The sequence below is a fragment of the Mesorhizobium sp. BH1-1-4 genome (assembly GCF_020165665.1).
GTDB lineage: Bacteria > Pseudomonadota > Alphaproteobacteria > Rhizobiales > Rhizobiaceae > Mesorhizobium.
The window spans coordinates 565,892-592,050 of record NZ_JAIUIN010000001.1; the positions used below are offsets into that span (position 1 = coordinate 565,892).

Genomic DNA, 26,159 nt, shown 5'->3' on the forward strand with positions numbered 1-26,159 from the left:
CCGCAGCCACGAAGGTCCACAAGCCAGAACGTTCAAAGGCTGAATTCTGGCCGTTTGGTTAACGGCCAAAAAGATTTTTGTGCAGTGCAACAAGGATATTGCAATGCACAAAATTTGCCTTTATATTGCCATCATACATGAACGAGACGGCTTTCTGTCAAAGCCGCTGCCGCTGAAAAGGATGGAAAATGTCCAGGACCAAGACCGCCGAGACGATCGGCAACGTTGAATTCCCGAGCTTCGACGCTTCCAAGGCCACCGACCAGATGCGCGCTTTCGCCGAAAAGGGCGTTGAGCAGTCGAAAGAGGCCTATGCCAAGCTCAAAACCGGCGCCGAGGAGACCCAGAAGGCTCTGGAGTCGACCTACGAAACCGCCAAGACTGTTTCCAGCGACCTGTCGCTCAAGACCATTGCCGCGCTGCGTGCCAATGCCGAGGCCGGCTTCTCGCATCTCGAAGCCCTGATCGGCGCCAAGTCGCTGTCGGAAGTCGTCGAGCTGCAGACCGCCTTCCTGCGCAAGCGCGTCGAACTGACCGTAGAGCAGGCCAAGGACTTCCAGGCTGTTGCCTCCAAGGCGGCCGAGGACGTCTCGAAGCCGATCAAGACCGCCTTCGAGAAGGCGATCAAGGAAATCAAGGCTGCCTAATATCTGCGCATCGCCGGCGGATGCAACAAAGGTCGCATTTTGTCGGACAAATAGATGTGAGATAGTGTCGGTCAAGTGAATACCCGGCGGGTGGAACCTCCTCCCTCCACCTCCGGGGTGACCAGCCAGCACCTCCTCCCGCTGGCTCGTAACAGGAAAAGGCCGGCACCTCCTCCCGCCGGCCTTTTTCTTTGCCCGGCGAAAGGTGCCCCGTTGTGGGGAAGCGACCTTTGCCTCGCAAAACTCTTGAATTAGAATCCATAAGCCCGTAAGGACGCATCGCCGAACGACAGAGCGGATCGCGGAGAATGAACCTTCCACCTCGATCCCGCTACCAACGTTGAGACGTGCCGTTGTAGCTCAGATGGTTAGAGCGCCGGATTGTGGATCCGGAGGTCGCTGGTTCGATCCCAGCCAACGGTACCATTGGCTTTCCCATAAGCCGTTGAATTTCTTATAGAATTTTCGGGCCAAGCCGATTGTGATACAAATGGTGTGTCAGAGGCCTGGGAAGACGACGCGAAGAGCATGATCCTGACCGCTTCCTGCAACTGAGGGGGGATCATTTCCACTACTACTGCAGGGTGCCCAGAGAGATCAGGGATCTCGACGAGCGTAGCGTGTTCGTTCGCCGCGCCCTCGACACCACTGATCGTATAAGGGCGCGCACCGCCAGAGATCTCCACGAGGCTGCTGACAATGCCTTGTGGGCGCCGTTGATGCTGGGGGAAAATCGCACCGCGGCGAGGCGTTCTTCCTTCGCTCGGTGATCTTGCAGAGCGCGTTCCAAGTGCTCGTAGAGCGCGAGCCATGCCTCACCATCGTCGCCTCGTGCCACGATGATCTCCGCGACGCGGTCGAGCGCGCGTTCAATCCGCTGTGCCGTGATTGGTCGAGGCGTGAGCGAGTATCGCCTCACGGCTTCGCCGTTCTGCAAGGCCATGAATGCAACATATAAGTAGGCGGACTCTCCTGCTGCAGTGGAGGCCTGCGTTCAGCTCGGGCTGGAATCTGCGGCTGCGACCTGAAAATGGGAAACACTCTCTGCTCGTCGGGGGCTGGTAGCGGGAGACCGCTACATCGCAATACCCACTATTGGGGGAGCGTTCTTTTCCTATCGGCGGCATGCCGCGTGACAGCCATGGTAAGCAAGCCCCACGAGTCGAAAATTACGATATGTTGGAATGAATGAACAGCGTCATGGCCCAGGTAAACAAGGTAGCCGCTCCATGCCAGTCCAGGCTCTGTCGTTCAAAGATTAGCCAAAGGATTGCGTAGGCCAACAAGATCAGGAATGCCGCGGGGCGGGAGGTCCATGTGCCGATCGAGTTGAGCACGCCGGTGACGGGATGGTTGGCCATCCCAAAGAACTCGGTGAGCCTGGTTCCCCACTGCGGTACATTGCGCCGTAGGAGCCAGCCACGTGAGACAGACCAATTCGCGGCATGATGATTCGGCGATCCTGCGCAGCTACAACGCTGGCCACTCGATTGCCGGGCGCGCAACCATCAGCCAGAAAATGGCGAGGACCGCGCCGAAAGCCGGGAAGCCGAAGACAAACCAGCGTCTGAACAGCTGATTGTAGCGCTCGGGCGGGGCTTGGTTGGACAGGGCAGCCTGTGTCGCCAGATTTCGCATCTCGATCTGCATCCACACGACAGGCAGCCAGAAAACGCCGGTTACGATGTAAAGCGCAATCGAGAGAATGATCCAGCCTTCGGACAGCGAATACCCCGCAACCCAAGCAAGGCCTAGTCCGGTCAGGGGTTGTACGACAACGGCCGTAGCCGTGAACAGGAAATCAGCCAGGACGACAATGCGGGCGACGGCGGCGATCGTCGCGGCGTTTCCGGTCCGGTGTGCCATAAGCATGAAAAACGCAATGCCGGCGCCAGTCCCGAGCAGCACAGCCGCACCGATGACGTGAAGGTATTTGAGCACAAAGTACATCATCAGCGTTCCTCCAGAATGGCCAGCGCTGCAAAATGCAAAACGAGGGTCGGGAAGATCTTCAACAGCGGCCCGAGTGGCTCATACCAAAGATCCGGCCGCAAAATGCTCCCGGCGACCGCATAGAAAAGCGATACCGTGATTGCGCCTAAAAGACCAAGCCGGCTGGTTGGGCGCCAAGCGATAAGCGTCCCCACGACGATGTCAGCCAGTGCCCCGGCGACGACCGCCGGTTCGGCCAATGCGCCGGCAGCAGTGCCAATCAGCAAGTCAACTCCGCTGCGCCAGCCGACGGTGAGGGAAATGATACCGGTCAGAATCCAGAAGAGCGGCAAAACGACAAACAGCGCCGGCTTGACGAAGTAAAGACCGGCGAACCATCGCTCCTGCACCGTCGCAGGATTTAGACGTAGTGCAGCTGGGAGACTGGACGGTTGAATGCCGGTCGCCGTCATCCACGGCCGGGGATCACCGACAGCGCCACGCGTGATCTCTTTTGCAGCATTGGTGCGCATCGGCGGGCGCCAGCCTAGCTGAGCCGCGGCATCCCCCAGCCTGTACAAGATAGCTGCGGTCCAATTGGGCAAGATGAACTCGCGAGCACGGTTCCATCCGAACCAGCGGCGATAGCAACCGACGACCTCGCTCATCGAGAGCGCCACGGGCCCAGCAAGTTCCAGCGTGAGGCGCGATGGGCTGCCGGGTTTGAGGAAAAAGAGAACGGTGGAGATCACGTCATCGAGCTGAACGACCTGGAGACGGCCCGTGTCGGGCATCAACGGCAAGAGCGGCAAAGCCGCGAGGCCCCGAAAAAGCGCACTTGCGCCGAAAGCCGGCCTTCCCAGCACCACTGAAGGGCGCAGGATTACCCACTCAAGCCTACGCGCCATCAATGCTTCATCGCCGGCAAGCTTGCTGGCGGAAAAGGCGGACGGCTGCTGGCAATCGACCCCGATGGCGGAAAAGTGAATGACCTTGTTCACACCTGCCTGCTCACATGCGATGAAGAGAGCAGAGGCGCCGGTCATATGAACATGCCGGGTGTTTTCCCGGGCGCTATCCTGCAGAACCCCGGCACAGTTTACGACGGCGTCCACACCGGCCAGATAGGGCGTCCAATCTTTAGGTCGCAAGGCTCGCGCCATATCCAGTGAAATGGCTCGGGTCTCAGTATGGATGCCGGTATCTGGATGGTGAAGCACGCGAATCACCTCATGTCCCTCACCAGTCAGGAGCGCGCAAAGCGCCTTCCCAATCAGACCTGAGGCGCCGGTCACGAGAATTCTCATTCCTTGCTCCCACCGTTCGCCGGCGCGTGCGCCCTCATAAACCCTGCCACCGCGCCTGAGAGAACTTGATCGAAGCCGAAGCCAGCAGTGTGACGCCGGGTGGAACAAGCTCCAGGCGACAACGCAGCGAAGAGTTTTCCGGCGGTAGAATGCGTTCGCATCTACAGGTCAACTTCATCGACATTTCGTCGCCGGCTCGGCGCAATCGCGCAGATCGTTGTGAATGTGAGTTGCAGCCGTGGCGGCATGTCCGAACGCAACGGCAATTTGATTGAGCCCCTCGGCCACGTCACCGATGGCATAGAGTCCTGGCGTTGAAGTCTCAAGGTGCCGGTTGACCATGACATAGCCCTCTTCGTCACAGACAGCTCCAAGCGCAACCGCGAGTTCGGAGCGTACGTCGCAGCCCATCGAAGGGTACACCACATCGATGTTGCGCATCGGGGCACCATCGGCCATGACGACATCGAAGCCAGTTCCTCTAGGGACCAAGTCATCGACAGCGTCCCAGATTTCTACTCCGCCTGCCAATGCGACATCGCGGGCAGCCTCGGAAACATCATCCGGGTAGTTGGCGAGCAAGGCAACTGGACTGCCATATTCCTTCAGGAACAGAGCCTCCCTGACGGCGAGATGCTCCGGGCCAACGACGCCGATGCGGCTACCCCTGGCCTCATACGCATCGCAAACCGGGCATAGTCTGACAATGCCATCCGCGATCGCCTGCTGCAGTCCTTTAATCGAAGGGGCCTTGTCCACAATGCCCGTTGCCAGAATTACGCGCCTTGCTTGGATCATCCCGCAGGCCGTCGTCAGAAGAAAATATCCCTCGCGTTTTTCGGCGTGAGCTACGTAATCGTCGGCGACGCTCGCCCCGTATAGGCGTGCTTGGGCTCGTAGCCGGCCGAGCAGTTCTTCCCCGTTGATGCCCTCGGGGAAGCCCGGACAGTTATGGGATTTTGGAATGAGCTTGGCGCGCGCATCCCCCGCGTCGAATGAGATCACCGAACGCAGAAACCTGGCTAAATACGTGGCCGCGGCGAGCCCTGCAGGGCCCCCCCCGACGATAGCAACGTCAAAAATTTGTGAGCCGGAAGAACGTGGCATAGCGCCCAACCCGCGCAAAACAACCTTGTTCCACGTGTCGAATGACACGCGATAAGAGCGAACCTCGAACCGAGACATAAAGAGAAAGGCCACTGCCAAGTCTCCGAAACGTCGTAGCTGCCACCCGTGAATACAGCGCCACAGGGAAAGTGAAACCATCATGGAACTTCGGATCACCGCCGGGCTTAATCTGGCGAAAGGGTCTGAGATGAGCGTGACGAGAGAGTTTTTTGAAAATTGGCTACAGGAGAATGTCGGCACACTTCCTGGCCGAGAGGAAGTCAGCGTTGCGGTGCTCGCCCAACAATTCGAAGAAGATGCCGAGGTGGCTGGTTACGGGCGCGAGGTAAGGGAGGACGAACTCGGAAACATCGAGGATGCTATCGAGCAAGCGATCAAGAACGGCGGGCGCGGGGTGGAGAGCCAGAGATCCGAAGGGGACGATCTGGTGCCTGTAATGGACGCGCTGGAGGTCGATGATCCCAAGAGCGGACCGTAGGCTCTAACAACCGCCTTCCGTTCGCCTGACCAATCCCGCGGGCAGTGGCATAGCGAGGCCCGTCTCGTAATGGGCGCCAGGTCAATTCCGAGTCAGTTCCAGGCACCGTAGAGGAACATTCCTGCCGCCAAGACGTTAGGTGAGTTCCTTCACACCGGTGCGCTCCGTGCTAACTGCGAACCTCCCAGGCGAATGGCTGACCCGGCACGAACAGGGCCACATCTCGCGGCGGACGGCTCTTGCAGGTATTGGCTGTTGGCTGTTGGCTGTCTCCTCGGAAGCCGAGGCACAGCCGCAGCCGCGCGTGCGGTTTGGCGTGCTGGGATATGGCACCGCTGCTTGGGAAGTCGACGTCATGCGGCGGCACGCGTTGGACACCGCACACGGAGTATCAATCGAGGCGCAGCGGCTTGCTGGTGCCGAAGCGGGCAAGACCGCATTGCTGGCGGGCAGTGTCGACGTTATCGTTTCGGATTGGGTGTGGGTTATGCGCCAGCGGAGCGAAGGCGCCGATCTGGTCTTCTATCCCTATTCTCGTGCCGTCGGCGCACTGGAACTGCCACAAGGTTCGCCCATCCGAACTGTTGCGGACCTCAAGGGCAAAAGGCTTGGGATCGCGGGTGGTCCGCTGGACAAAAACTGGATTCTGTTGCGCGCGCTCGGCCTCCGTCAGGTGAAGCGCGATCTTGCTGAAGAGGTGCATCCGGTGTTCGGCGCGCCGCCTTTGTTGGAGCAGGAATTCCTGGCGCGGCGACTGGATGGCCTGCTGACATTCTGGAATTTCGCCGCCCGTCTCGAGACAGGGGGAGCAAGGCCTCTGCTCAGCGTCGCGCAGATGCTGCAGGGGCTTGGCGTATCCGCCGAATTGCCGATGCTCGGCTACGTCTTCCATGAAAGCTGGGCCCGAGCCAACCCGATTGCCCTCACGCGATTCACGAACGCCACTGCGGCTGCAAAGTCGCTGCTCGCGTCCTCGGACGATGAATGGGGGGTACTAACGCCCCAGTTGGGCACGGCCGATCCTCACCTCCAGGCAGCACTGCGCGACGCTTATCGAGCCGGAATCCCTCGTCGCTTCGGCAAAGGCGAACGTGATGGCGCAGCCCGGTTGTTTGCAATCCTGGCCGAACTGGGCGGCGAGGATATGGTCGGCAAGGCAACGAGCTTGGATCCCGGTGTTTTCTGGGCCATACCGGCTTGAGCTGGCGATCATGACCGAGGTCTCAGCCATTACCACCAACATTCAGCGTTGGCAGTCCGCTGCGGCATTGCTTGCCATGGTGCTTACCTGGCAGATCGCGGCATCGATTGCCGCCGATAGGCTGTTTCCCGGTCCGGTCCAGGTTGTTTCGGTTCTCTTGCACGAAGCGGTTCGGGGCGAGCTGCTATACCACCTCGGCATCTCGCTCGCGCGCGTTGCCGCAAGCCTTGGGGCGGCAATCCTGATCGGCGCGGTCCTTGGCTACGCGGCAGGCCGCTCGCGCCGGGCCGACGTCTGGATGAGGCCTTGGATCGTGTTGCTCCTCAACATGCCGGCGCTGATCACCGTCATCCTGATCTATATCTGGCTGGGCCTTGCCGACACGGCGCTTGTCCTGGCCGTCGCGCTCAACAAGATCCCCAACGTTGTGGTGACTATCCGTGAAGGCGCCGGCCGGCTGGACAAGGACTTTGCCGAAATGGCCGAGCTCTATCGTTTCGGCCGCGCCGCGATGCTGCGGTATGTCGTGCTGCCCCAACTGGCGCCTTTCTTCCTGGTCTCCCTGCGCAACGGGCTGGCACTGACGTGGAAGATCGTGCTGCTCGCCGAACTGCTCGGCCGCTCCAACGGCGTCGGGTTCCAGCTGCAGGTCTATTTCCAGGACTTCGACGTCACCCATATCCTTGCCTACGCCATCAGTTTCGGCGTCGTGATGCTTGCCATAGAGTATGGGTTGCTTGTGCCGTTGGAACGCCATCTGCTCACATGGCGACGCTGATGCTCAGGATCAGAATCGAGGAGAAGACTTTCCCGGGTGACGACGGCCAACGCCGGACGATCTTTTGTCCGCTGTCGCTCGATATAGCCGACGGGCAGGTCTGCGTCCTGACCGGGCCGTCCGGTGTCGGCAAGTCGACGCTGTTGTCGATCGTTTCTGGGGTCGACGATGAATTCTCGGGCAGCGTGAGCGGCCGTGCGCTTCCAGTAGGCATGCTTTTCCAGACGCCGAGGCTGCTGCCGTGGCTCACCGCCTTGCGCAATGTCGAACTCGCCGTCCCCGGCCACGCGCCCGATGCCGCCCGGTGGCTCGCCGCCGTCGGCTTGAAAGGTCATGAGCAGGATTATCCGCAACGTCTCTCGGGCGGCATGGCGCGGCGCGTAGCGCTCGCCCGGGCGCTCGCCGTCGAGCCCGCGCTCCTGCTCCTTGACGAGCCGTTCGCATCACTCGACGAGGCGACGGCGCAAGCCATGCGCCGCCTGCTGCAGGATAGTTTCGCCAAGCGGCGCCCCACCACGCTGCTGGTCACCCACGATCTCGCATCCGCCTCGTCGCTGGGCGACCGGGTCATCGTTCTGGAAGGATCGCCGGCGCGCATCGTGCGCGACGTCGAAATTTCACGTCGCGATGAAGCGGGATCGGCGCGCTTTAGGCTGGGAAATTCGACACAATGAGACTGATTCTGGCCCTTCTTTATCTTTTGTTGATCGCCGGCCTTGGCGCCGCCGAGGAACAAACGATGGTGATCGGCTATATCGGCCAACAGCGCAAACCCGCTCTGCCCCTGGGACCCCTTGACGAAGCCGTCGCCGATGACGGCCTGCAAGGCGCGAGGCTCGGTATTGCCGACGACGACAGCACCGGCCGGTTTCTTGGGCAGAAATTTCGGCTGGAGGAAAGGATCCTGGCACCCGCTGAAGCTCCGGCCGACGCTGTAAGGCAATTCGCCGATGCCGGCATCGCCTTTGTCATTGCCGATCTCGATGCCGGTCAGCTTCTGCAGGCCAGTGCCGCGCCCGGGGCTGAGCGGATGACGTTGCTCAACAGCCGAGCGCCGGACGATGCGCTGCGCCAGCAGAATTGCCGCAGGAATGTTCTGCACACGATCCCGAGCCGCGCCATGCTCGCCGACGGATTGGCGCAATATCTCGTCTGGAAACGCTGGCGGCGTTGGTTCCTGCTCGTGGGACCACATCCGCAGGATCAGGCCATGGCGGCGGCCTTTCGACGGGCGGCGGCTCGCTTCGGAGCCGAGATCACGACCGACCAGCCATGGACCTTCAGGCCAGCCAATGGACGCGCCGACACCGGGCATGTCACGCTGCAGACCGAAATACCGGCGGTCACGCAGGTCAGCGACTATGATGTTCTCGTGGTCGCCGATGAAGCGGATGAATTCGGCGCCTATCTGGAGGGGCGCACTGCTCTGCCGAGGATCGTCGCCGGTACCCAAGGGCTGGTCGCCACAGGCTGGAGCGCGGTCAGCGAGGAGTGGGGCGCCACGCAACTCCAGGATCGTTTCCACAGGCAGGCCGGGCGCTGGATGCTGCCCAGCGACTACGCCGCCTGGCTCGCTGTGCGCAGTATCGGCGAAGCGGCGACGCGGCTGCACAGTCTCGATACCGCGGCAATCGGCAAATATATACGCGGCGACGCGTTTCTTCTCGCTGGCTTCAAGGGGCAGGGGCTCACTTTCCGTGCCTGGGACGGACAGATGCGCCAGCCCATTTTGATCGCCGGGCCGCGCCTGCTGATCTCCAGCTCGCCGCAACCGGGCTTCCTGCATCAGCGCACGCCGCTCGACACGCTGGGCATCGACCTGGAGGAGAGCACATGCAAGTTCTAATGGCGTTGTTGCTGGCGGCGTTCGCTCTTGCTGTTCCCGCCGCCGCGGAGACCATTTACGTGTCCAATGAGCAGGACAACACCGTCGCGGTCGTCGATGGCGCGACGATGACTTTGCTGGCGACGGTCGACGTCGGCCGACGTCCGCGCGGACTGGCGCTCTCGACCGACAACAAGATGCTGTTCGTCGCGGAAGGCGACGACAACCGCATCGACGTGGTCGACGTCACAAAGCGCCAGCTGGTCGGGCAGTTGCCGTCGGGAGCCGATCCGGAATTCTTCGCGGTCCATCCGGACGGCAAGCGGCTGTTCGTCGCCAACGAGAACGACAATCTGGTGTCGGTGGTGGACATCGCTGCCGCCAAGGTCATCGGCACGGTCGATGTCGGTGTCGAACCGGAAGGGATGGCGGCCAGCGCCGATGGCCGCTATGTCGCCTGCACGTCGGAGACCACCAGCATGGTCCACCTGATCGACGCAGGCACGCTCGAACTCGTAGACAACCTGCTGGTCGACACCAGACCGCGCGCGACTTTGTTCTCGCCGGACGGCAAGCAGTTGTGGGTCTCGTCGGAGATCCGGGGCACCGTGACCGTCTTCGACACGGCGACACACGCCCAAACCGGCAAGATCGAGTTCGCGGTGCCGGGTATCCGACGCGAGGGCGTGCAGGCGGTTGGCATGGAGATGTCCCGCGACGGCGCGACCGCCTATGTGGCGCTTGGACCGGCCAACAGGGTGGCTGAAGTCGATGTGAAAACACTGGCGGTCCGTCGGCTCTATCTTGTTGGCCAACGACCCTGGCACGTTGCGCTGTCCGCGGACCAAAAGCGTCTGGTGAGCGCCAACGGCAATTCCGGCGACATATCCTTTATCGATCTCGAGAACCAGGAGGTTGTGAAATCGCTGCCGGTAGGCCGCGGGCCATGGGGCGTTGTGATCGGCCCATGAACGCCTTGTCGGTCGAGCACCTCAGCCACAGCTTCGGAAGTCGACGGGTTCTGGATGACGTGTCATTTTCGGTGCCGGAGGGCGGAATGTGCATTCTGCTCGGCCGCAATGGCGCCGGCAAGACGACATTGTTGTCGCTTGTTACAGGTCTCTATCACGCCCACACCGGGTCAGTCCTTGTCTTCGGCCATGCGATGAAGTCTAGCCCATCAACCGCGCTTGCCGAGATGGGTGTCGTCTTCCAGCAGCCGACGCTTGATCTCGACCTGACAGCTGGCGAGAACCTGCGCTATCACGCCGCCCTGCATGGGCTCCCCAAAAGTTTGAGCAAGGAACGTTCCGGCGAGGAGCTCAGCCGGCTCGAAGTGGCCGACAGGATTGATGATCCTGTTCGCGCCCTGTCGGGCGGCCAGCGGAGGCGTGTCGAGATCGCACGGGCGTTGATGCACCGGCCGCGTCTTTTGCTACTCGACGAGCCGACCACCGGCCTCGATGTGCCGGGCCGGCGCGCGCTTGAGCGGCATGTGCGCGACCTCTGCCGCGACGGTGGCATTGCCGTGCTTTGGGCCACGCACTTCCTCGAGGAAGTGGCCCCCACCGACAATGTCGTGGTTCTGCATGAGGGAAGTGTGCGTTGGGGCGGCCGCGCCGACCGCATGGCCGCCGCTGTCGGAGTGGCCAATACGGCCGAGGCGTTCGCGTCCTTGACGAGGTCGCCATGAAGATGCATCACGCCTGCCGGGCACTCACGGGCATCCTGCGACGGGAAATGCTGCGCACGCTCAGGCAGCGCGGCCGTCTGTTCTCGGCGATCGTGCGGCCGCTGGTCTGGCTGGCGATCTTCGCTGCCGGCTTCCGCTCCGTGCTGGGCCTGTCGATCACGCCGCCCTACCAGACCTACGTGCTTTACGAAGTCTATGTCGTGCCCGGCCTGGCGGCCATGATGCTGCTCTTCCACGCCATGGCGAGCTCCCTGGCCATGGTCTACGACCGCGAGATGGGCAGCATGCGCCTGTTGCTGACGGCGCCGTTGCCGCGCTGGTACCTGCTAGCCGCGCGACTGCTCGCCAGCGTCATTGTCGGCCTGCCGCTGGTCTATCTGTTCCTGGTTATCGCGCGCTATTGGGACGTGCGGCCGCCGGCTCTCGGTTATGTTGCGGTGTTTCCGGCGCTCTTGCTGTCGGGACTGATGCTTGGTGCCTTCGGATTGCTGGTATCGTCGGTCTCGACGCAGATGGAGAACTTCGCCGGCGTGATGAATTTCGTCATCTTCCCGATGTTCTTTGCCTCGACGGCGCTCTATCCGCTCTGGCGTCTCGCCGAGGCGGGGCCGGTCCTGGCAACGATCGCCGCTTGGAATCCTTTCAGCTCGGCGGTCGAGTTGATCCGCTTTGCGCTGTATCTGCGGTTCGATGCCGCCTCGGCCCTGGTCGTACTCATCTGTCTCCTAGCGTTCTTCCTGGCAGCCGTGGTCGGCTATGACCCCGGTCGCGGCCTGTGGTCACGACGCCCCGGAAGCTAATCACTTGAGGGCGTAGAGGTAGGCAGCGATATCGCGCGCCTGCTGCTCCGTAATCCCGGTCGATGGCATGGCCGTGCGCGGATTGATCTCCCTGGCCGATCGTATCCAGCGGACCAGGTTCTCCGGATTGTTGGCCAGGAAGCCGCCGATTATGACACGGTCGGCAAGGCTGGCGTCGAGGCGAGGGCCCACTTGCCCCTGCGCGCCCGGCACACCCGTTATCGTATGACAGCCGGAGCAGCCATTCGCGGTCATGATCGGCAGGGCGCGCGCTACCTCACCGCCCGTGGACGCCTCCGCCTCGTGCCGGATGCGCGCGGCCCGATCGGACCACCAGGTCAACCCGGCCACGACGGTGATGAGCAGCACCAGCGCGGCGCTGGCGGCGGCAAGCAGTTTAGACAGGCCCGAGCGCATGCGCCGCCACCCTCCTTCCACTCGTCTTGATCCACAGCCCGGCCAGCAGCAATGCTGCCCCGCCGTAGATCAACCCGGCCGGCACCCACATCACCAGCCCGGCAAGTTGCTGATCTTCCAGCGGGCTCAAATTCCACAGCGCCGCACCGATGGCATTCTCCGGGTACCAGAGCCGTGGCGAAACCAACAGGAGAACGCCGAGCAGGCCGGTATGCAGCGAGGTGACGAAGAGATGCATAACCGCGCCGCCATAGTTCTGCTGACGGCCGGAGCGCGGCAAGATCACCCACCAGAACAGCAGGCCGGTTCCAAGAAAGCTCGCGTGCTGGGCATAGTGCAGCACGCCGCGCTCCAGTGCTGCCACGAACAGGGCCGGAATGTGCCACATCCATATGGCGATGCCATGCATAATGGTCGCGCTTAGCGGCCGGGTAGCGAAAGCCCAGGCCGCGTTCAACCATCCGGCGTGCCCGGCAATTCCCAGAACGCGGCGGAACCGGGCGGGGAGACCCCACATCAAGGCCGCGGCCGGGCAGGCAGCGACCAGCAGCGGCGCAGCCACGGCCATCAGCAGTTCATGCTCGATCATGTGGGCCGCGAACACCTGCTCGCCGAGCGCATGAATGGGACTGACCAATGCGGCCGTCAACACGCCCCATCCGGCGGTGAACAGCAGCGCCTGACGCAGCCGCAATGTCCTGCCGCGGCCGCTGCGCCGCCAAAGCCGGCTCGCGCCCACGACATAGATGAGACCGAGAACGGCAAGCGGCAGCGTGATGGGGAGCGCGAGCGTCCACCCGGCTTCTGGCGCGCCGGCACCATAGCAGATCGAGGTTGAGAACAGCGCGTCGAGGTTCATCGCAAGCACTTGTCCAGGATAAGCGCGGCGCTGCCTTGCATGACGATAACAAGTGCGAACAGCAGCGCCGACAGCAGGCCGAGATTGGCGACGAACCGCTCGGTGTCGCGCGTACGCTCCGGTTTGAAGGCCGCGCCTCCTTCACGCTTCGCCCGCCAGGACAGCGCCCCGCCTAGCAGCGAAAACAAGACGAGCAGCAGCGCCAAGGGGAGCACCACCGGCACCTGGTGGTTGCATTGCCAGGGAACCAGCGCATAGTTCAGCTGCGTCGAGAGTGCCCAAGCTAGCGGGCCTGACAGTAGGCCACCCCAAGACGTTCCAAAACGCAACGCACGCATCTCAGCCTAGCCTCGGCATCCAGTAGATGAGCAGATAGATCGGAATCCAGGTCAGGACCACGAAGTCCCAGTAGAAGACATTGTCGCCGACATCGCCGAAGCGCCGGCCGCTATAGCCGTGACGCGTGAACATCAGCACCGTCAGCACGATGGTGTCGCCGACATCGGTTATGAGATGCGTGGTGTGCAGCCCGAGCAGCACCCAGAGCATGGATCCATAGGCATTGGTGTCCCAATAGATGTTGAGAGCCGGGAATTCGAACCAGCGCACCACGAGCGGAGCGATGCCGAACAGCGACATGACGATCATGCCGATCCGCACCGGCAGCATGGCACACCGCTCGGCATAGCGATGGAGGATGTGGTTCGGCACAAGGCTGACGATGAGCAAGATGGTGACGATCGTTCCTGGCCAATGGTTGGGCTCCGGTGCGCTTAGACGCCAGTTGGGCCACAGGGTCGCGAGATAGAGATAAGCGCCGGCCGCCAGCGCGAAGCCCGTGCCTTCCAGCGCCATGAAGCCGAGTGTGCCCCACCAGGTCGGGCTGCGCGCGCCATGTCCAAAGGTCGGCAGGTCGGAAATATCGGCGGCGGGGCGCTGCTTCATTCTTCGTCCTCCGGATCGCCCTTGGGCCAAAACCATCCGATCAGCGTGATGGCGATCGGAGCGGCGCCCCATACAACCGCCCATGGCGTGAAGATCGAATAGACAAATGTCGCGCCGACGGAGATCGCCGCCAGCAGCGGCCAGATGGAGGGTGCCGCCGATTTCTCGCGAATGTCTGGATGGGCTTCCGCCACGGTCGAGATGAGGAGCTCGCGCGCATCGACCCGCAGCCCGGTCGCCACGGGCAGCGCCTCGCGCTCAGCCCAGAGCGGCTCGACATGCGTGGCGATCGGAATACGCGCGAAATTATAGCTCGGCGGCGGCGAAGACGTCGCCCATTCCAAGGTTCCGGCATTCCAGGGATTGTTCCCGGCTGGTGCGCCTTTCAGCGCGCCATGCGCAAGATTGAAAATGAACAGGACGAAGCTCAGGAAGAAGAGCACAGCCCCGGCCGAGATGAAAAGGTTGATATTTCCCCAGCCAAGCTCGGCCGGATAGGTGTAGACCCTTCGCGGCATGCCCCACAACCCGACGAGATGCATCGGGAAAAACGTCGCGTTGAATCCGATGAAAGCCAGCCAGAAGTGCCAGCGTCCGAGACGCTCGCTCATCATCCGGCCGCTGATCTTGGGGAACCAGAAATAGGCCGCGCCCAGGAGCGGGAAGACAGAGCCGCCGATCAGCACGTAATGGAAATGGGCGACGACGAAATAGGTGTCGTGTACCTGGAGGTCGAGGGGTACCGAGGCGAGCATGACGCCGGTGAGGCCGCCGATGACGAAGATGAAGAAGAAGCCGAACACGAACAGCAGCGGCGTTCGGACCACTGGTCTGCCGTCCCACAGGGTCGCCAGCCAGCAGAAGATCTGCACGCCGTTGGGAATGGCGATCATCATGCTGGACGCTGTGAAGAAGCTGGCGCCAAGCTTCGGCAATCCCGTGGCGAACATGTGGTGGACCCACAGCCCGAACGACAGGAAGCCGACCGCGACCAGCGACAGGACAAGCCCGAGATGACCGAATGTCGGTCGCCTGGCAAAAACGGGAATGATCGAGGACACCATGCCCGTAGCGGGCAGGAAGATGATGTAGACTTCCGGGTGGCCGAAGAACCAGAAGAGATGTTGGAACAGCAGAACATCCCCACCTTCCGCCGGGTTGAAGATGTGCGTGCCGACCAGCCGGTCGAGGATCAGGAAGGTGGAAGTGATCATCACCGCCGGCATTGCGAAGACGACGACGAAGGAGGTAACCAGCATTGCCCAGACGTAGAGCGGGATCTTGTCCAGCGACATGCCAGGGGCTCGCTGCTTGAACACCGTGACGATCGTCGCCACCGCGACGGCCAGCGAGGATACTTCAGTATAAGTGATCATCTGCGCCCAGACGTCGGCCCGCTTGCCCGGCGCGAATTCGGGGCCGGACAGCGGCACGTAAGCAAACCAGCCGACATCGGGCGCCATGTTGAGCGCGAAAGATACCCAGGCGAAAACGCCACCTGAAACGTAGATCCAGTACCCGAACGCGTTCAGGCGAGGGAACGCGATATTGCGGGTGCCGACCATCAGCGGCACGAGATAAATTCCTGTTGCTTGGACGATGGGCACGGCGAACAGAAACATCATAGTAACGCCGTGCATCGTGAACAGTTGGTTGTAGAGGTCCGGCCCGATCAGGCCGCGCTGTGGACCTGAGAGCTGGATACGCATGGCGATGGCATTGAGCCCGCCCAGGCACAGAAATACGAAGGCCGTGATCAGATAGCGCCGTGCGATCACCTTGTGATCGACGCTGGACAGCGCTCCGACGATGCCGGGGGGCGTGCGCCAGGTGCGTTCCAGCCAGCGATGCAGGCGGGCATCGTCCATCCCCGTATCGCGCGGTCCGTCGCGTTCTGGAGCAATGTCGCCCTTGGACGCTGTATCCGGTTTCGAGATATCGCGGTCGCCTGTCATATCGGCGCTGCTCATTTCAGGCCCTCGAGATAGGCGACGATGGCGTTGAGCTCGTCGCCGTCAAGATCGACCACCGGCATATGGGATCCGGGCTTGACGCCTTGCGGGTCGGCTATCCAGGCGGCGAGATTGCCGCGGCTCATCGTCAGTGTTCCGGCCGCCAGGGTCTTCCTGCTGGCTATATGGGTGAGATCGGGGGCGACCGTTCCTCCCGCGGGCGTGCCGCCTATTCTGTGGCACATCACGCAGGGGCGCCTCAGAAACAGATCTTCGCCGGCTTTGGCCTCGTCACCTGCCGGGGCCACGGCCGGCTGCAACTGGTCGTTCCACCAGGCATCGAACTTTGCACGCGGCTCGGCGATGATGAAGGTGCCCATATTCGCATGCTGCGCGCCGCAGAACTCGGCGCATTGACCCCGGTAGACGCCGGGCTTGTCGGCCTTGATGTCGAGCACGTTAATGTGGCCGGGGATGAGGTCGAGCTTGCCGGAAAGGCTGGGGATCCAGAACGAATGGATGACGTCGGTCGAGGTCAAAAGAAGCCGGACCGGCTCGCCGGCAGGGATATGGATCTCGTTTGCCGTGGTCAAGATGCGGCTTGGCGTTGCATCCTCGTAGCGCACCTCCCACCACCATTGATGGCCCGTGACCCGAATGGTCAGCGAGGCATCCGAGCCAATCGCGGCGAGCGTCCTGTTGGCGAAGAAGCTCAGCAAGGTCAATCCGATCAGAATGGCGGCGGTCACCGCGACGGCGGTCAGAACCACGCGCAGCTTCCGTCCTTCGGCGCCGGCGTCGATCGCGAGCGGTTCCGCCTGCGCGCGCGACCGCATCATCAGCGGCGCGGCGAGGGCGATCATCACCAGCACCCACACCACCGCGCAGAGGCCGGTGAAGAACCAAATCAGCCATGCCTGCTCGCTCGCCGCGGGACCTTTCGGGTCGAGGACCGATTGCCAGCCCGCGCACCCCTGGAGCAACAGAGCACCAGCGGTGGCGAACGCCATCGACACGGGGCGCTTCACGGCGACTTCCCCAGCGTGGCGGCATCTGGCATGCGGTTTTCCGACGGATGCACCATCATGTCGTCATTGCGTTGCGGCGCGGCGGAAGACGGCGCGTTGCCGCTGAGCGAGCGAACGTAAGCCGCAAGCTCCCAGATCTGGTCGTCGGGGATCTTGTTGCGGAAACTCGGCATCCCATTCGGCCGACCGTCGCGGATCGTAGCATGGATGCTTTCCATCGAGCTGCCATAGATCCACTTCTCGTCCATCAGCGCCGGCCCCATGCCACCCCCACCGTTGGCATGGCAGCCCGAGCAGTTGAACCAGCTGAACAGGCGCTTGCCCTCGCTCATATGGAAGGCGTTGGCCTCGAAACTCGCCGCCTTGTTGTCGGTGTGAAAGGGTCTTTCGCCGCCGGGCTCGAGCGTGGTCACAGGCGTCGGCTGCTCGCCGGATCCAAGCGCCGATTGCGGCCGCGTGTCTCGCTCCTCGCGCTGGCAGGCAGCGAGGACCAGCGTCGCCGAAACCAGCACGGCAACCCGGCGTATCATCGTGCCTTGCTCCCGGAAGCGTCGAGGCGAGGAACGCTATATTGCGCCAGCACGGCGTCGATCTCGGCCCTGTGCCTGGCCAGCGCTGCGTTCACCTCGCCGCGCAAGGCTTCGTCCTCGCGCCGTACGCCCATGGAAATATCGTAGACCATCGGCAGCAACGGCCCGTCTATGGCTGGCCTGACCGGCGTAATGCGGAGCGGCACCTTCTGCCTGGCGGCAAAATAGCCGGCAAGCGGTCCCCAAACGACCGCGAGGTCGATCTGACCTGCGGCCACCGCTTCGACGATGCGCGCCGGAGGATTGGGTGCGGAATAGTCGCCATAGACCGGATAGCCGACGAGACGGCCGACGACGCCGCGGCGGCCAAGCGCCTGGACGGGCGGGGAATTGGCGCCGTCATCGCCGATAAGCTGCACGCCGATCCGCATGCCGCGCAGGCGCGGATCGTTGAAAGAACTGATGTCCGGACCGTCCTGTCGCGTGACGAAAACGTATGACGACCTGTAGTAGGGCGTGGTGGTGCGCAGCATTTCGAGATTGGCCGGGGTGCCGGGAACAAGATCGCACAATCCCGCCTTCAGGGTGTTGCGCACGAAGCCGCGACGCTGGGCCCACCACGTGTAGGACAACTTTGCGCCGAGCTCGCCCGCCACGATTTGCGCGATTTTGTTCTCGAACCCCTGACCGGCCGCGTTCGAAAACGGCATGTTGTTGGGATCAGCGCATACCCTGAGCTCGCGTCCATCGGCTGCTCTCGCCGCATCCAGCGAACCCCGCATGCCGATGCCGATCGCAAGCAGCACGAGGGCCCAGCGTCCCAGCTTCACGACCGTCGCAAATCTATCGAGGCAGCCGAAACACATAGAGCGTGCCTCCCGCCGTTGTCGCGTTCTTCAGATCCTTCATCGCGTTCACGAAGCCCAGTGCCGCCGTTGCATCGCGTGGGTCTAGGTCGCCCGAGACGATCGCGCCGGCCCAGCCGCCCACGCCCGAGAGGATGGCGACATATTGGTGCCCGTCGGGTCCGCGATAGGTGATGGGCTGGCCAATGATCCCCGACGAGGTCTTGAACTGCCACAGCAGATCGCCGGTCCTGGCGCTCACCGCCTTGAACCAGCCTTCCATCGTGCCATAGAAGACGACGTCGCCGGCGGTCACCACCGCGCCGCTCCACACCGGGAAATTCTCCTTGAGGCTCCAGGCGGGTTTCTCCGCCGCGACATCCCAGGCGGTGAAGGCGCCACGATTGCCGCCGGGCCCGGGGATCATGCGGACGTTCATCCCCACATAGGGCGTGCCGGCTATGTAGTTCACCTCGACGCCTTCTTCATCCATGCAAAGATTGTTGTGCGGGATGTAGAGCAGGCCGGTCTTCGGCGAGAACGCGGATGGCTGCCAGTCCTTGAGGCCTGATGCCGTCGGACAGATATCGCGAACGACCTTGCCGGTTCCGGTCTTCTTGTCAGGGTTTTCGATCAGTCGACCCGTCTTGAGATCAACACCTTTGCTGGAGTTGACGGGGCCGAAGGGTTTTGCCGACAGGACTTCGCCTGTGGTCCGGTCGAGGATGTACAGATAGCCATTGCGCTCCGGCCGGACCAGCACCTTGCGCGGCTTGCCCTGCCAGGTCATGTCGAGCAGGATCTGCTCGTTGATGCCGTCATAGTCGTGGAGGTCATGCGGGCTCCACTGATAAAACCATTTCGCCGCCCCGGTGTCGGGATCGCGTGCGAAAATGCCAGACGTCCATTTGTTGTCGCCCGGCCGCAAATCCGGGTTCCATGGTCCGGGATTGCCGGTGCCGTGGAAGATCAAGTTCAGATCGGGATCATAGGAAATCCAGCCCCACATGTTGCCGCCGCCGATCTTCCAGGCTTCCGGCGGCCACGTGGTGACGCCAAGATCCTTGCCCTTGTCCATGTCGTAATGCGGCTTGAAAGTCGGCCCTATCAGCACGTCCTTGTCCGGCCCGGTGCCGTAGGCGGTCCAGACGACATGACCGTCGCCGGCGTCAAGCGCCTTGACCCAGCCGCGAACGCCCATCTCGCCGCCGGAATTGCCGACCAGCACTTTGCCCTTCACCACAAGCGGCGCCATGGTGATGGTCTCGCCTATATTGATGTTGCCGATATGCGTGTTCCAGATCGGCTTGCCCGTGTTCGCATCGAGAGCAATCGTGTGGCCGTCCAGCGTGTTGAAGAAAACGCGTCCATCGGCGAAGGCCGCCCCTCGGTTAACGACGTCGCAGCAGGCCACCCCCTGTGCCGCCGGCTCGGGATTGGGCTCGTACTTCCACTTCATCGGGGCGCCTGGCCTGGAGAGATCGAGCGCATATACGATGTTGGGGAAGGGCGTTACGATATACATGGTGTTGCCGACGACCAGCGGCGCCGCTTCTTGCCCCTTGTTCACACCTGTCGAGAACGTGAACGCGACCTGCAGGTTCTTGACGTTGCCGTCATTGATCTCGGAGAGTTCGCTGAAGCGCGTCGACGCGTAGTTCTTGGCCGGCATCGTCCATTGGCCGTCATCGGGTGGCGAGGCTGCGGCGGGCGGTACGATCGCTCCTGTCTGAGGGGGCTCCGAGGCAGCGCCCAGAAGCGGCAGGCAGGCGAGCAGCATCACCAAAGGGATAACGCCAAAGGAATTCCCGGCTGTCCATTTGCGGGTATGTCGTTGCGCGTCAACGCGCGTTAATGCCAACTGCGGCAAAGCTTTCATTTATTGATCGAGCCTCCCACGCCGGCACCGAGTTCGGCCGCGATGTCGGCTTCTGTTCCGGCACAAAGCGGATGGCCCCAGCCCGAAGCGCTTTTGCCGCCGGGGTCCAGATCGTAGACAATCGCGTCCTTGCGATTTGGATTGACGCCTGCCGGGACCTTGTCGAAGCCGAGCGCCGCGCGGATACGCCAGGCGACATTGTGATCGGCGCATGAGGAATCGCCTGAAACGCCGAGGCCGCCGACGATGCTATTGCCGTCGTAGAGGGCGAGCCCGCCCCCAAACACCACGACACCTCCGACCGGCTTGCCGACCAGCGGATCGCTCACGCTCCCGAAAGTTTTGGGATCGCCCGCATAGGCCGCAGCCTGGTTGACCGGATTGGTCGCCTGCAGGCCGAATAGTGGCCCGCCCGGCTGCGCCCCCGCATAGAGATTGGCCGTCGACAGGGCCATCTGAGCCAGGCTGAGACCGTTGGCCGTGTTGGCTTTCTCCGCTGCGATGAGGCGGCTCCCAGGCCATTGCGAGTCGGCCGTGGGCCCACTGAACGCAACCGCGCAGACGGTGCCGTCACGAGCAACGATGGCTGCCCATTCGTTAGTTTCAAAGCCGCCATTGGCTGGGCCGCCGCTTGCCTTCACGTTGGCCTTGAGTACAGCAAGCAGCCTGTCGTGATCGGCCGGGCAGGGCTGCTGCGCCATGGCCTTATCCTGGTGGAAGAGGCCACCGATCAGCAACAGCAGAGCAAAGACAGGTACGAAAAGCTGAGAGCGGTACATTGTCCCGGGCATCCGTTCACATGACAAGAAGACCCCCGCCAGATGGAGAGTGCGAGGATATGTCGTATGCGTTGGTGTCTAACTCGCGTAATGCTTCTATGTTCCTGCTTTGAAAAATTCGTGCAGCTGGAGTTGAAGCCTGGGGTTCCATAACGGCTGGAACCCATGTCCCTGCGCCACGGTCGCGACGAGTACTTGATGCTTGAAACGCGACCGGGATCGCGCAGACGCACTCGCCTCTCCCTGAGAGTGCTGTTGCCGTTGTCACAACCCTTCATGCCGCTGGCGGCATTCGCTACGGGCATGTTGGCAGCGCGACCGAGAATGTCGCCGAGGTAACTCGTGAGGCCGACGTGCTGTACGAGGAGGAGAGCCGCCGGAATGTCCGGCGAAATTTCCCGGACAAGTCTCTTCAGCGCGTCGACGCCCCCCCGCCGAGGCTCCGATTGCGACAATGCACCGGTTCTCGCAACCGTGAGCACGGACCTTCTCCGGCTGTCCCGCATGTTCCGACAGCGGTAGCGGTGCGGCGGTGGCCATGTGCTTCACCCACGTTCAGCAAAGATTTCTTCGCGAGCACTCCGGCCAGGCCGCCGCTGCCGGTCGGATGCCCTGCTTTCGTCATCAGCTTCCTGACCCGTCGCCGAACCTAGGTGTCCGGCAACGACGTTCTACTCCGAACTAACGCTTACGTGCGCGTTTGACGGCAGCCTCTGCCACGGCCGGGGCCTCCTCAATGCTTGCCGCGCCGCCAAAATCCGCGTTCTTGGTTCGGCCAGCTCCCGGGCCCGCACCTAGATCAGCGCCTGTGGTCGGATCGGAAGTCGGATCGGAAAGAGTACGGTCGGCCATCTTGGCCACCACCTTCATGTCTTTGGCCCCCAGCTTGACCGTTGCCAGGCCGTCTCCGCCGTCGACGGGCATCACCTCTTCAAGGTCATCGATGCGGTCCCACTCTTCGCCGGAATTCCAGGGGCCAGTGACATCGCCGTCGCCCTGGGAGGTGTTGACGTACATGCTGGCGTACTTCTCTACGCCTGGCAGCTTGCCTGACGGGAAATTGTTTTCGATCGCGTAGAGCGCTTTCTCAAACGATTTCTGGTGAGCGATCTCGCGCGTCATCAGGAAGCCGAGCGCGTCCTTGATGCCCGGGTCGTCGGTGATGTTGATGAGGCGTTCGTAAACGATCTTGGCGCGCGCTTCGGCTGCGATATTCGATCGCAGATCCACCGTAGGTTCGCCGCGCGAGTCGACATAGGCCGCAGTCCAGGGAACGCCGGCCGAATCGCACAGCGCGGGAGCGCCGCCGAACAGAATCGATTCCTTGGCTGTCGTACCGCTGGCGCCGATCATCAGGTAGAGGTCCGCCTCTTTCATTTGACCCTCGGCAAGTTGTGCCTTGAGCCCTTTGTTCAGCATGGTGACTATCGATCCTACCACTTCGAGGTGGCTGAGTTCTTCGGTCGCGATGTCAAGCAGCATGTCGCGACGGCCGAGATCATCTTCGCCAAGGCCTTGGGTGAAATATCGCATCGCCGCGGCAAGCTCACCATCGGCGCCGCCGAACTGTTCCATGATCATACAGGCCAGGCGGGGATTCGGCTCCGAGACGCGAACGGTGTATTGCAGGCGCTTGTTGTGCATGAACATGGACATTTCTCCGGTTAGACCGCCCGAACCTCACCGCAATATGATTGTTCCATCCGGCGCCCGAGTTCGCTTGCCACCACTATCTCACATGCCTGCCGCAACGATGGACCGCTCGAGGGCCCCGTACGACAAACGTGTTAAGCGTGCGATATTTGGACCGTGGCCTGAACTTTGAAAGATGGGCTCTCAGCTGCTCGGCGGCATACTCCGGTTGCTGCCATCGTTTTCGAGCAGCATGCCGGTCGCTTGGCGTCGGGTTGTTAAGGGCCGGGTCTGATGCCAGCTCTTATCCGGTGCCGAGCCGATGGATCCGGATGGCACCAGCGACGTAGCATCCCTATATCAACGGAGGCCCACTCACGAGAGCCGACCGGCCCCTCACTTCAGAGCCAGCTCGTCATGACCTCACCGTCGCGATCCGCTTCAGGCGAGAGACAAAACCTCGTTTGCCACCCGACGGCTTATTTTGGCAGAAACTCCGGGCATTGAGTCTCGCGCACAACGCGGATCAATGCCTCGCCCCGCACGATTGCACGACAAGACCCGTATTCATGCCCTGACCGCCGGCCGGGTTGTGAGTGGCATTATCACCCCATCACCTGGGCAACTTATGCCGTCCCCTGCCTCGCCTCCGCGCTGGACTAACCCGATATCGGCGGCGTATTGCCGTTTCGGCGGGAAGTCGCGGCGCTGGCGGAATAAATCGTGCAGCGAATGCTTGGATGTACGGCGCGGCGTGTGACCTGCGCGCGCCAGGACACGCCGTGTTCAGTCGGCCGGACGGTCCGCGACCGAACGCCGTCCATCGATCCACAAGGCAAGCAAGGTGCAGGCCGCGCCCGAGAGCAGGTAGGCGCCCGCCGCGATGAGGCCGAAATTGCCGGCCAAGAGCAGCGCCGCGAGCGGCGCGAAGCCGGCGCCGAACATCCAGGCAAGATCCGAGGTTATCGCCGAGCCGGTATAGCGATGCTGCCGCGAAAAGCTCGATGCGACGACGCCCGACGACTGCCCGAAGCTCAGCCCCAGCAGGATGAAGCCCAGCACCATGAACAGGGCTTCACCGACGGTGCCGCCATCCAGAAGCTGCGGGGCAAAGCCGCTGAACGTCGCGATGGCGATCGCCGAACCGATGAGCAGTGCGCGGCGTCCGATGCGATCGGCAAGCGGACCCGACGCGACGATGGCCGCGATGCCGAACAGCGCGCTCACCGCCTCGATCGCCAGGAAGCGTGCCGGGCCTTCATTGGTGAACAGGAACACCCAGGAGAGCGGAAACACCGTCACCATATGGAACAGGGCGAAACTCGCCAGCGGCGCGAAGGCGCCGATGACGACATTGCGGCCTTCGGCCCTGAGCGTGTCCCTGATGCGCGTCGGCTGCAGGTCGCCGCTCTCGTATAGTTTCGAGAATTCGGGCGTCACCACGATGCGCAGCCTCGCGAACAAGGCCACGACATTGATGGCGAAGGCGACGAAGAAGGGATAGCGCCAGCCCCAGGAAAAGAAGTCGTCGGCCGAAAGATTGGCGACGAAGAAGGCGAAGAGCGAACTCGCGACGATAAGGCCGATCGGGGCGCCCAGCTGCGGGATCATGGCGTAGAAGCCGCGCCGGTTCCGCGGCGCGTTCAGCGCCAGCAGCGAGGGCAGGCCGTCCCATGTTCCGCCAAGCGCCAGCCCCTGTCCGATGCGGGCCAGCGCCAGCAGCCAGATCGCGATGGCACCGATCTCGCCATAGGCGGGAAGGAACGCGATGGCGACGGTCGAGGTGCCGAGCAGGAACAGCGCGATCGTCAGCTTCGCGCCGCGGCCATAGGCGCGATCGACGGCCATGAACAGGACGGAGCCGAAGGGACGGGCTATGAAGGCCAGCGCAAAGATGGCGAAGGAGTAGAGCGTTCCGGCGAGCGGATCATGCGTCGGAAACACCAGCTTGGGGAACACGATGACGGACGCGATCGCGTAGACGAAGAAGTCGAAGAATTCCGACGTCCTGCCCACGATCACGCCGACCGCTATATCGCCCGCGCTGACCTGGCCATGATGCGAGCCGATCAGCTCGCTGTTCGTTTCGGCAGTCGAAGTCTGAGCCATCTTGTCCGTCGCCACCGCGTCGCATGAAATACCCGGGACGCATTTGTAGCAATCCCATTGTGCGCTGCACACTGCGCCAGACCCGGCCCGGCTGGGCATTGGACAAATTGTCCAATGTCACCGCGCCGTCGCCGGCAGTAGCCCTTTGTCGATACCGCACTGCAACATCGCAACGCGTTGTGGCGGTCCATCGAGGGCAGCGTCTGATGAAACGATCTGGAGCCTTGCTTCTGCTTCCGCTGGCCGGGCTGTTGAGCGGCTGCGATATGGTCGTTCTCGCGCCGGCGGGCGATGTAGCGGCCCAGCAGCGCGATCTGCTCGTGGTCTCGACCCTGCTGATGCTGCTCATCATCGTGCCGGTCATGGCGCTGACCATTTTCTTTGCCTGGCGCTACCGGCAATCCAACGCTTCGGCGACCTACGCGCCGGACTGGGATCATTCGACGAAACTGGAACTGGTGATCTGGGCGGCGCCGCTGCTCATCATCATATGCCTCGGCGCGCTGACCTGGCTCGGCACGCATTTGCTCGACCCATACCGCCGCATCGATCGCATCGAACCCGGCCAGCCCGTCACTCAGGACCACAAGCCGCTCCGGGTCGAGGTCGTGGCGCTCGACTGGAAATGGCTGTTCATCTATCCGGATTATGGCATCGCCTCGGTCAACGAACTGGCGGCGCCGGTCAACCAGCCGATCGACTTCCGCATCACCTCGTCAGCGGTGATGAATTCCTTCTACATTCCAGCCCTTGCCGGCCAGATCTATGCCATGCCCGCGATGGAGACGAAGCTCCATGCCGTCATCAACCGGGAGGGCACCTATAGCGGCTTCTCCGCCAATTACAGCGGCGCCGGCTTTTCGGGCATGCGCTTCGCCTTCCACGGCCTGTCCGGCCAGGCTTTCGACGGATGGGTGGCGCAGACCAGGACCGCGTCGGCGAAACTTGACCGCGACAGCTATCTCGAACTCGAAAAGCCGAGCGAGAACGAACCGGTCCGCCACTATGCCTCCGTCGATCCCGATCTCTATGGCGCCATCCTCAATCTGTGCGTCGAGCGCGGCAAGATGTGCATGAACGAAATGATGTCGATCGACGCCAAGGGCGGTCTCGGCCTTGCGGGTGTCCGCAACACCCTGCCGCTGCAATACGACAAGCTTGCCCGGCGTGGCGCGGTGTTCGGAAACGATCCCTCCTATGTCGCCAGCATCTGCACGGCGGAAGAGGCTGCTGCCGTCTCTCGTGCGGCCCGCGATGCCTGGCCGAGCTATTGGCCTGCGAAGAACCTGTCGCCGCTGCGCGGGGCGGGGCTGCTCCGGCCAGGGACAGACAGCCGCAGTGCCGAAGCGGATACGCCGCCGCTTGGCCTGTTGCGGCGTGAATTGTGAGAGACAG

27 protein-coding genes and 1 tRNA gene are annotated in these 26,159 nt (G+C 62.5%); 11 read left to right on the forward strand and 17 right to left on the reverse strand.

The window, feature by feature from the left end; all coding sequences use genetic code 11:
- Positions 1-188 precede the first annotated feature (188 nt).
- Positions 189-647, forward strand: coding sequence for a phasin (locus LB569_RS02565; protein WP_224690929.1), 459 nt, complete (start codon positions 189-191; stop codon positions 645-647).
- 349 nt (positions 648-996) lie between these two features.
- Positions 997-1,073: transfer RNA gene (locus LB569_RS02570), tRNA-His, on the forward strand.
- A 148-nt stretch (positions 1,074-1,221) separates the two neighbouring features.
- Here LB569_RS02570 and LB569_RS02575 read toward each other — a convergent pair.
- From LB569_RS02575 to LB569_RS02590, 4 genes are all read right to left on the reverse strand, one after another.
- The gene (locus LB569_RS02575) at positions 1,222-1,590 is read right to left on the reverse strand and encodes a hypothetical protein (RefSeq protein ID WP_224690930.1); all 369 of its coding nucleotides are present in this window, start codon (positions 1,588-1,590) and stop codon (positions 1,222-1,224) included.
- A 527-nt stretch (positions 1,591-2,117) separates the two neighbouring features.
- Positions 2,118-2,600: a DUF2269 family protein gene (locus LB569_RS02580; protein ID WP_140709328.1), complete on the reverse strand. Its 483-nt coding sequence runs from the start codon at positions 2,598-2,600 to the stop codon at positions 2,118-2,120.
- On the reverse strand, positions 2,600-3,886 hold the full coding sequence (locus tag LB569_RS02585) for an SDR family oxidoreductase (protein WP_224690931.1): 1,287 nt from the start codon (positions 3,884-3,886) through the stop codon (positions 2,600-2,602). The genes LB569_RS02580 and LB569_RS02585 overlap by 1 nt, the downstream gene beginning before the upstream one ends.
- Positions 3,887-4,060: 174 nt before the next feature.
- Positions 4,061-5,086 carry an NAD(P)/FAD-dependent oxidoreductase gene (locus LB569_RS02590; protein ID WP_224690932.1) on the reverse strand — a complete coding sequence of 342 codons (1,026 nt, stop codon included), beginning with the start codon at positions 5,084-5,086 and terminating at the stop codon, positions 4,061-4,063.
- 67 nt (positions 5,087-5,153) lie between these two features.
- Here LB569_RS02590 and LB569_RS02595 point away from each other — a divergent pair, with 67 nt between their 5' ends.
- The 8 genes from LB569_RS02595 (at position 5,154) to LB569_RS02630 (ending at position 11,789) form a co-directional block, all read left to right on the forward strand.
- Positions 5,154-5,492 carry a hypothetical protein gene (locus tag LB569_RS02595; RefSeq protein ID WP_224690933.1) on the forward strand — a complete coding sequence of 113 codons (339 nt, stop codon included), beginning with the start codon at positions 5,154-5,156 and terminating at the stop codon, positions 5,490-5,492.
- Between the two features lie 262 nt (positions 5,493-5,754).
- Positions 5,755-6,693, forward strand: coding sequence for an ABC transporter substrate-binding protein (locus tag LB569_RS02600; protein WP_224690934.1), 939 nt, complete (start codon positions 5,755-5,757; stop codon positions 6,691-6,693).
- A 10-nt stretch (positions 6,694-6,703) separates the two neighbouring features.
- The gene (locus LB569_RS02605) at positions 6,704-7,471 is read left to right on the forward strand and encodes an ABC transporter permease (protein WP_224690935.1); all 768 of its coding nucleotides are present in this window, start codon (positions 6,704-6,706) and stop codon (positions 7,469-7,471) included.
- Positions 7,471-8,145: an ABC transporter ATP-binding protein gene (locus LB569_RS02610; protein ID WP_224690936.1), complete on the forward strand. Its 675-nt coding sequence runs from the start codon at positions 7,471-7,473 to the stop codon at positions 8,143-8,145. The genes LB569_RS02605 and LB569_RS02610 overlap by 1 nt, the downstream gene beginning before the upstream one ends.
- On the forward strand, positions 8,142-9,317 hold the full coding sequence (locus tag LB569_RS02615; protein WP_224690937.1) for an ABC transporter substrate-binding protein: 1,176 nt from the start codon (positions 8,142-8,144) through the stop codon (positions 9,315-9,317). The genes LB569_RS02610 and LB569_RS02615 overlap by 4 nt, the downstream gene beginning before the upstream one ends.
- Positions 9,305-10,267 (forward strand): PQQ-dependent catabolism-associated beta-propeller protein, encoded by a 963-nt coding sequence (locus LB569_RS02620; protein WP_224690938.1) that lies wholly within the window; start codon positions 9,305-9,307, stop codon positions 10,265-10,267. The genes LB569_RS02615 and LB569_RS02620 overlap by 13 nt, the downstream gene beginning before the upstream one ends.
- On the forward strand, positions 10,264-10,989 hold the full coding sequence (locus LB569_RS02625; protein WP_224690939.1) for an ABC transporter ATP-binding protein: 726 nt from the start codon (positions 10,264-10,266) through the stop codon (positions 10,987-10,989). Before LB569_RS02620 ends, LB569_RS02625 begins: the two co-directional genes overlap by 4 nt.
- A complete protein-coding gene (locus tag LB569_RS02630) occupies positions 10,986-11,789 on the forward strand; it encodes an ABC transporter permease (RefSeq protein WP_224690940.1) in 804 nt (267 codons plus the stop codon). Before LB569_RS02625 ends, LB569_RS02630 begins: the two co-directional genes overlap by 4 nt.
- On the opposite strand, the gene LB569_RS02635 is transcribed toward LB569_RS02630, so the two are convergent.
- The 13 genes from LB569_RS02635 to LB569_RS02695 all read right to left on the reverse strand — a co-directional run bounded on the left by LB569_RS02635 (position 11,790) and on the right by LB569_RS02695 (position 24,764).
- Entirely contained in the window at positions 11,790-12,206 is a 417-nt protein-coding gene (locus LB569_RS02635; RefSeq protein WP_140709318.1) for a c-type cytochrome, read from the reverse strand.
- Positions 12,187-13,065 carry a cytochrome c oxidase assembly protein gene (locus LB569_RS02640; protein WP_224690941.1) on the reverse strand — a complete coding sequence of 293 codons (879 nt, stop codon included), beginning with the start codon at positions 13,063-13,065 and terminating at the stop codon, positions 12,187-12,189. The genes LB569_RS02635 and LB569_RS02640 overlap by 20 nt, the downstream gene beginning before the upstream one ends.
- Positions 13,062-13,271, reverse strand: a complete 210-nt coding sequence (locus LB569_RS02645) for a hypothetical protein (RefSeq protein ID WP_224690942.1) — start codon at positions 13,269-13,271, stop codon at positions 13,062-13,064. Before LB569_RS02645 ends, LB569_RS02640 begins: the two co-directional genes overlap by 4 nt.
- A gap of 133 nt (positions 13,272-13,404) precedes the next feature.
- Complete coding sequence (locus LB569_RS02650) at positions 13,405-14,010, reverse strand: heme-copper oxidase subunit III (protein ID WP_224535867.1); 606 nt, start codon at positions 14,008-14,010, stop codon at positions 13,405-13,407.
- Positions 14,007-15,980, reverse strand: a complete 1,974-nt coding sequence (gene ctaD, locus LB569_RS02655) for a cytochrome c oxidase subunit I (protein ID WP_224690943.1) — start codon at positions 15,978-15,980, stop codon at positions 14,007-14,009. The genes LB569_RS02650 and ctaD overlap by 4 nt, the downstream gene beginning before the upstream one ends.
- The gene (gene coxB / locus LB569_RS02660; RefSeq protein ID WP_140709355.1) at positions 15,977-16,972 is read right to left on the reverse strand and encodes a cytochrome c oxidase subunit II; all 996 of its coding nucleotides are present in this window, start codon (positions 16,970-16,972) and stop codon (positions 15,977-15,979) included. Before coxB ends, ctaD begins: the two co-directional genes overlap by 4 nt.
- A gap of 14 nt (positions 16,973-16,986) precedes the next feature.
- Positions 16,987-17,520 (reverse strand): c-type cytochrome, encoded by a 534-nt coding sequence (locus tag LB569_RS02665; protein ID WP_224690944.1) that lies wholly within the window; start codon positions 17,518-17,520, stop codon positions 16,987-16,989.
- Positions 17,517-18,302, reverse strand: coding sequence for a substrate-binding domain-containing protein (locus LB569_RS02670; protein ID WP_224691119.1), 786 nt, complete (start codon positions 18,300-18,302; stop codon positions 17,517-17,519). Before LB569_RS02670 ends, LB569_RS02665 begins: the two co-directional genes overlap by 4 nt.
- A gap of 61 nt (positions 18,303-18,363) precedes the next feature.
- A complete protein-coding gene (locus tag LB569_RS02675) occupies positions 18,364-20,145 on the reverse strand; it encodes a methanol/ethanol family PQQ-dependent dehydrogenase (RefSeq protein WP_411970186.1) in 1,782 nt (593 codons plus the stop codon).
- 95 nt (positions 20,146-20,240) lie between these two features.
- Entirely contained in the window at positions 20,241-21,023 is a 783-nt protein-coding gene (locus LB569_RS02680) for a heme-binding protein (protein WP_224690946.1), read from the reverse strand.
- Positions 20,975-21,529, reverse strand: a complete 555-nt coding sequence (locus tag LB569_RS31985; protein WP_224690947.1) for a chemotaxis protein CheB — start codon at positions 21,527-21,529, stop codon at positions 20,975-20,977. The genes LB569_RS02680 and LB569_RS31985 overlap by 49 nt, the downstream gene beginning before the upstream one ends.
- A 175-nt stretch (positions 21,530-21,704) precedes the next feature.
- The gene (locus tag LB569_RS02690; RefSeq protein ID WP_224690948.1) at positions 21,705-22,673 is read right to left on the reverse strand and encodes a manganese catalase family protein; all 969 of its coding nucleotides are present in this window, start codon (positions 22,671-22,673) and stop codon (positions 21,705-21,707) included.
- Between the two features lie 768 nt (positions 22,674-23,441).
- Positions 23,442-24,764 carry an MFS transporter gene (locus LB569_RS02695; protein ID WP_224690949.1) on the reverse strand — a complete coding sequence of 441 codons (1,323 nt, stop codon included), beginning with the start codon at positions 24,762-24,764 and terminating at the stop codon, positions 23,442-23,444.
- A gap of 206 nt (positions 24,765-24,970) precedes the next feature.
- Between LB569_RS02695 and cyoA the strand changes: the two genes are divergently transcribed.
- Positions 24,971-26,152, forward strand: coding sequence for a ubiquinol oxidase subunit II (gene cyoA, locus LB569_RS02700; RefSeq protein WP_224690950.1), 1,182 nt, complete (start codon positions 24,971-24,973; stop codon positions 26,150-26,152).
- Positions 26,153-26,159: the final 7 nt, after the last annotated feature.

Coding starts and splice junctions, on each gene's coding strand:
- LB569_RS02565 (WP_224690929.1), top strand. CDS start 189: ATGTCCAGGACCAAGACCGCCGAGACGATCGGCAACGTTGAATTCCCG.
- LB569_RS02575 (WP_224690930.1), bottom strand. CDS start 1,590: ATGGCCTTGCAGAACGGCGAAGCCGTGAGGCGATACTCGCTCACGCCT.
- LB569_RS02580 (WP_140709328.1), bottom strand. CDS start 2,600: ATGATGTACTTTGTGCTCAAATACCTTCACGTCATCGGTGCGGCTGTG.
- LB569_RS02585 (WP_224690931.1), bottom strand. CDS start 3,886: ATGAGAATTCTCGTGACCGGCGCCTCAGGTCTGATTGGGAAGGCGCTT.
- LB569_RS02595 (WP_224690933.1), top strand. CDS start 5,154: ATGGAACTTCGGATCACCGCCGGGCTTAATCTGGCGAAAGGGTCTGAG.
- LB569_RS02605 (WP_224690935.1), top strand. CDS start 6,704: ATGACCGAGGTCTCAGCCATTACCACCAACATTCAGCGTTGGCAGTCC.
- LB569_RS02610 (WP_224690936.1), top strand. CDS start 7,471: ATGCTCAGGATCAGAATCGAGGAGAAGACTTTCCCGGGTGACGACGGC.
- LB569_RS02615 (WP_224690937.1), top strand. CDS start 8,142: ATGAGACTGATTCTGGCCCTTCTTTATCTTTTGTTGATCGCCGGCCTT.
- LB569_RS02620 (WP_224690938.1), top strand. CDS start 9,305: ATGCAAGTTCTAATGGCGTTGTTGCTGGCGGCGTTCGCTCTTGCTGTT.
- LB569_RS02625 (WP_224690939.1), top strand. CDS start 10,264: ATGAACGCCTTGTCGGTCGAGCACCTCAGCCACAGCTTCGGAAGTCGA.
- LB569_RS02630 (WP_224690940.1), top strand. CDS start 10,986: ATGAAGATGCATCACGCCTGCCGGGCACTCACGGGCATCCTGCGACGG.
- LB569_RS02635 (WP_140709318.1), bottom strand. CDS start 12,206: ATGCGCTCGGGCCTGTCTAAACTGCTTGCCGCCGCCAGCGCCGCGCTG.
- LB569_RS02640 (WP_224690941.1), bottom strand. CDS start 13,065: ATGAACCTCGACGCGCTGTTCTCAACCTCGATCTGCTATGGTGCCGGC.
- LB569_RS02650 (WP_224535867.1), bottom strand. CDS start 14,010: ATGAAGCAGCGCCCCGCCGCCGATATTTCCGACCTGCCGACCTTTGGA.
- ctaD (WP_224690943.1), bottom strand. CDS start 15,980: ATGAGCAGCGCCGATATGACAGGCGACCGCGATATCTCGAAACCGGAT.
- coxB (WP_140709355.1), bottom strand. CDS start 16,972: ATGGCGTTCGCCACCGCTGGTGCTCTGTTGCTCCAGGGGTGCGCGGGC.
- LB569_RS02665 (WP_224690944.1), bottom strand. CDS start 17,520: ATGATACGCCGGGTTGCCGTGCTGGTTTCGGCGACGCTGGTCCTCGCT.
- LB569_RS02670 (WP_224691119.1), bottom strand. CDS start 18,302: ATGCGGGGTTCGCTGGATGCGGCGAGAGCAGCCGATGGACGCGAGCTC.
- LB569_RS02675 (WP_411970186.1), bottom strand. CDS start 20,145: ATGCTGCTCGCCTGCCTGCCGCTTCTGGGCGCTGCCTCGGAGCCCCCT.
- LB569_RS02680 (WP_224690946.1), bottom strand. CDS start 21,023: ATGTACCGCTCTCAGCTTTTCGTACCTGTCTTTGCTCTGCTGTTGCTG.
- LB569_RS31985 (WP_224690947.1), bottom strand. CDS start 21,529: ATGCGGGACAGCCGGAGAAGGTCCGTGCTCACGGTTGCGAGAACCGGT.
- LB569_RS02690 (WP_224690948.1), bottom strand. CDS start 22,673: ATGTTCATGCACAACAAGCGCCTGCAATACACCGTTCGCGTCTCGGAG.
- LB569_RS02695 (WP_224690949.1), bottom strand. CDS start 24,764: ATGGCTCAGACTTCGACTGCCGAAACGAACAGCGAGCTGATCGGCTCG.
- cyoA (WP_224690950.1), top strand. CDS start 24,971: ATGAAACGATCTGGAGCCTTGCTTCTGCTTCCGCTGGCCGGGCTGTTG.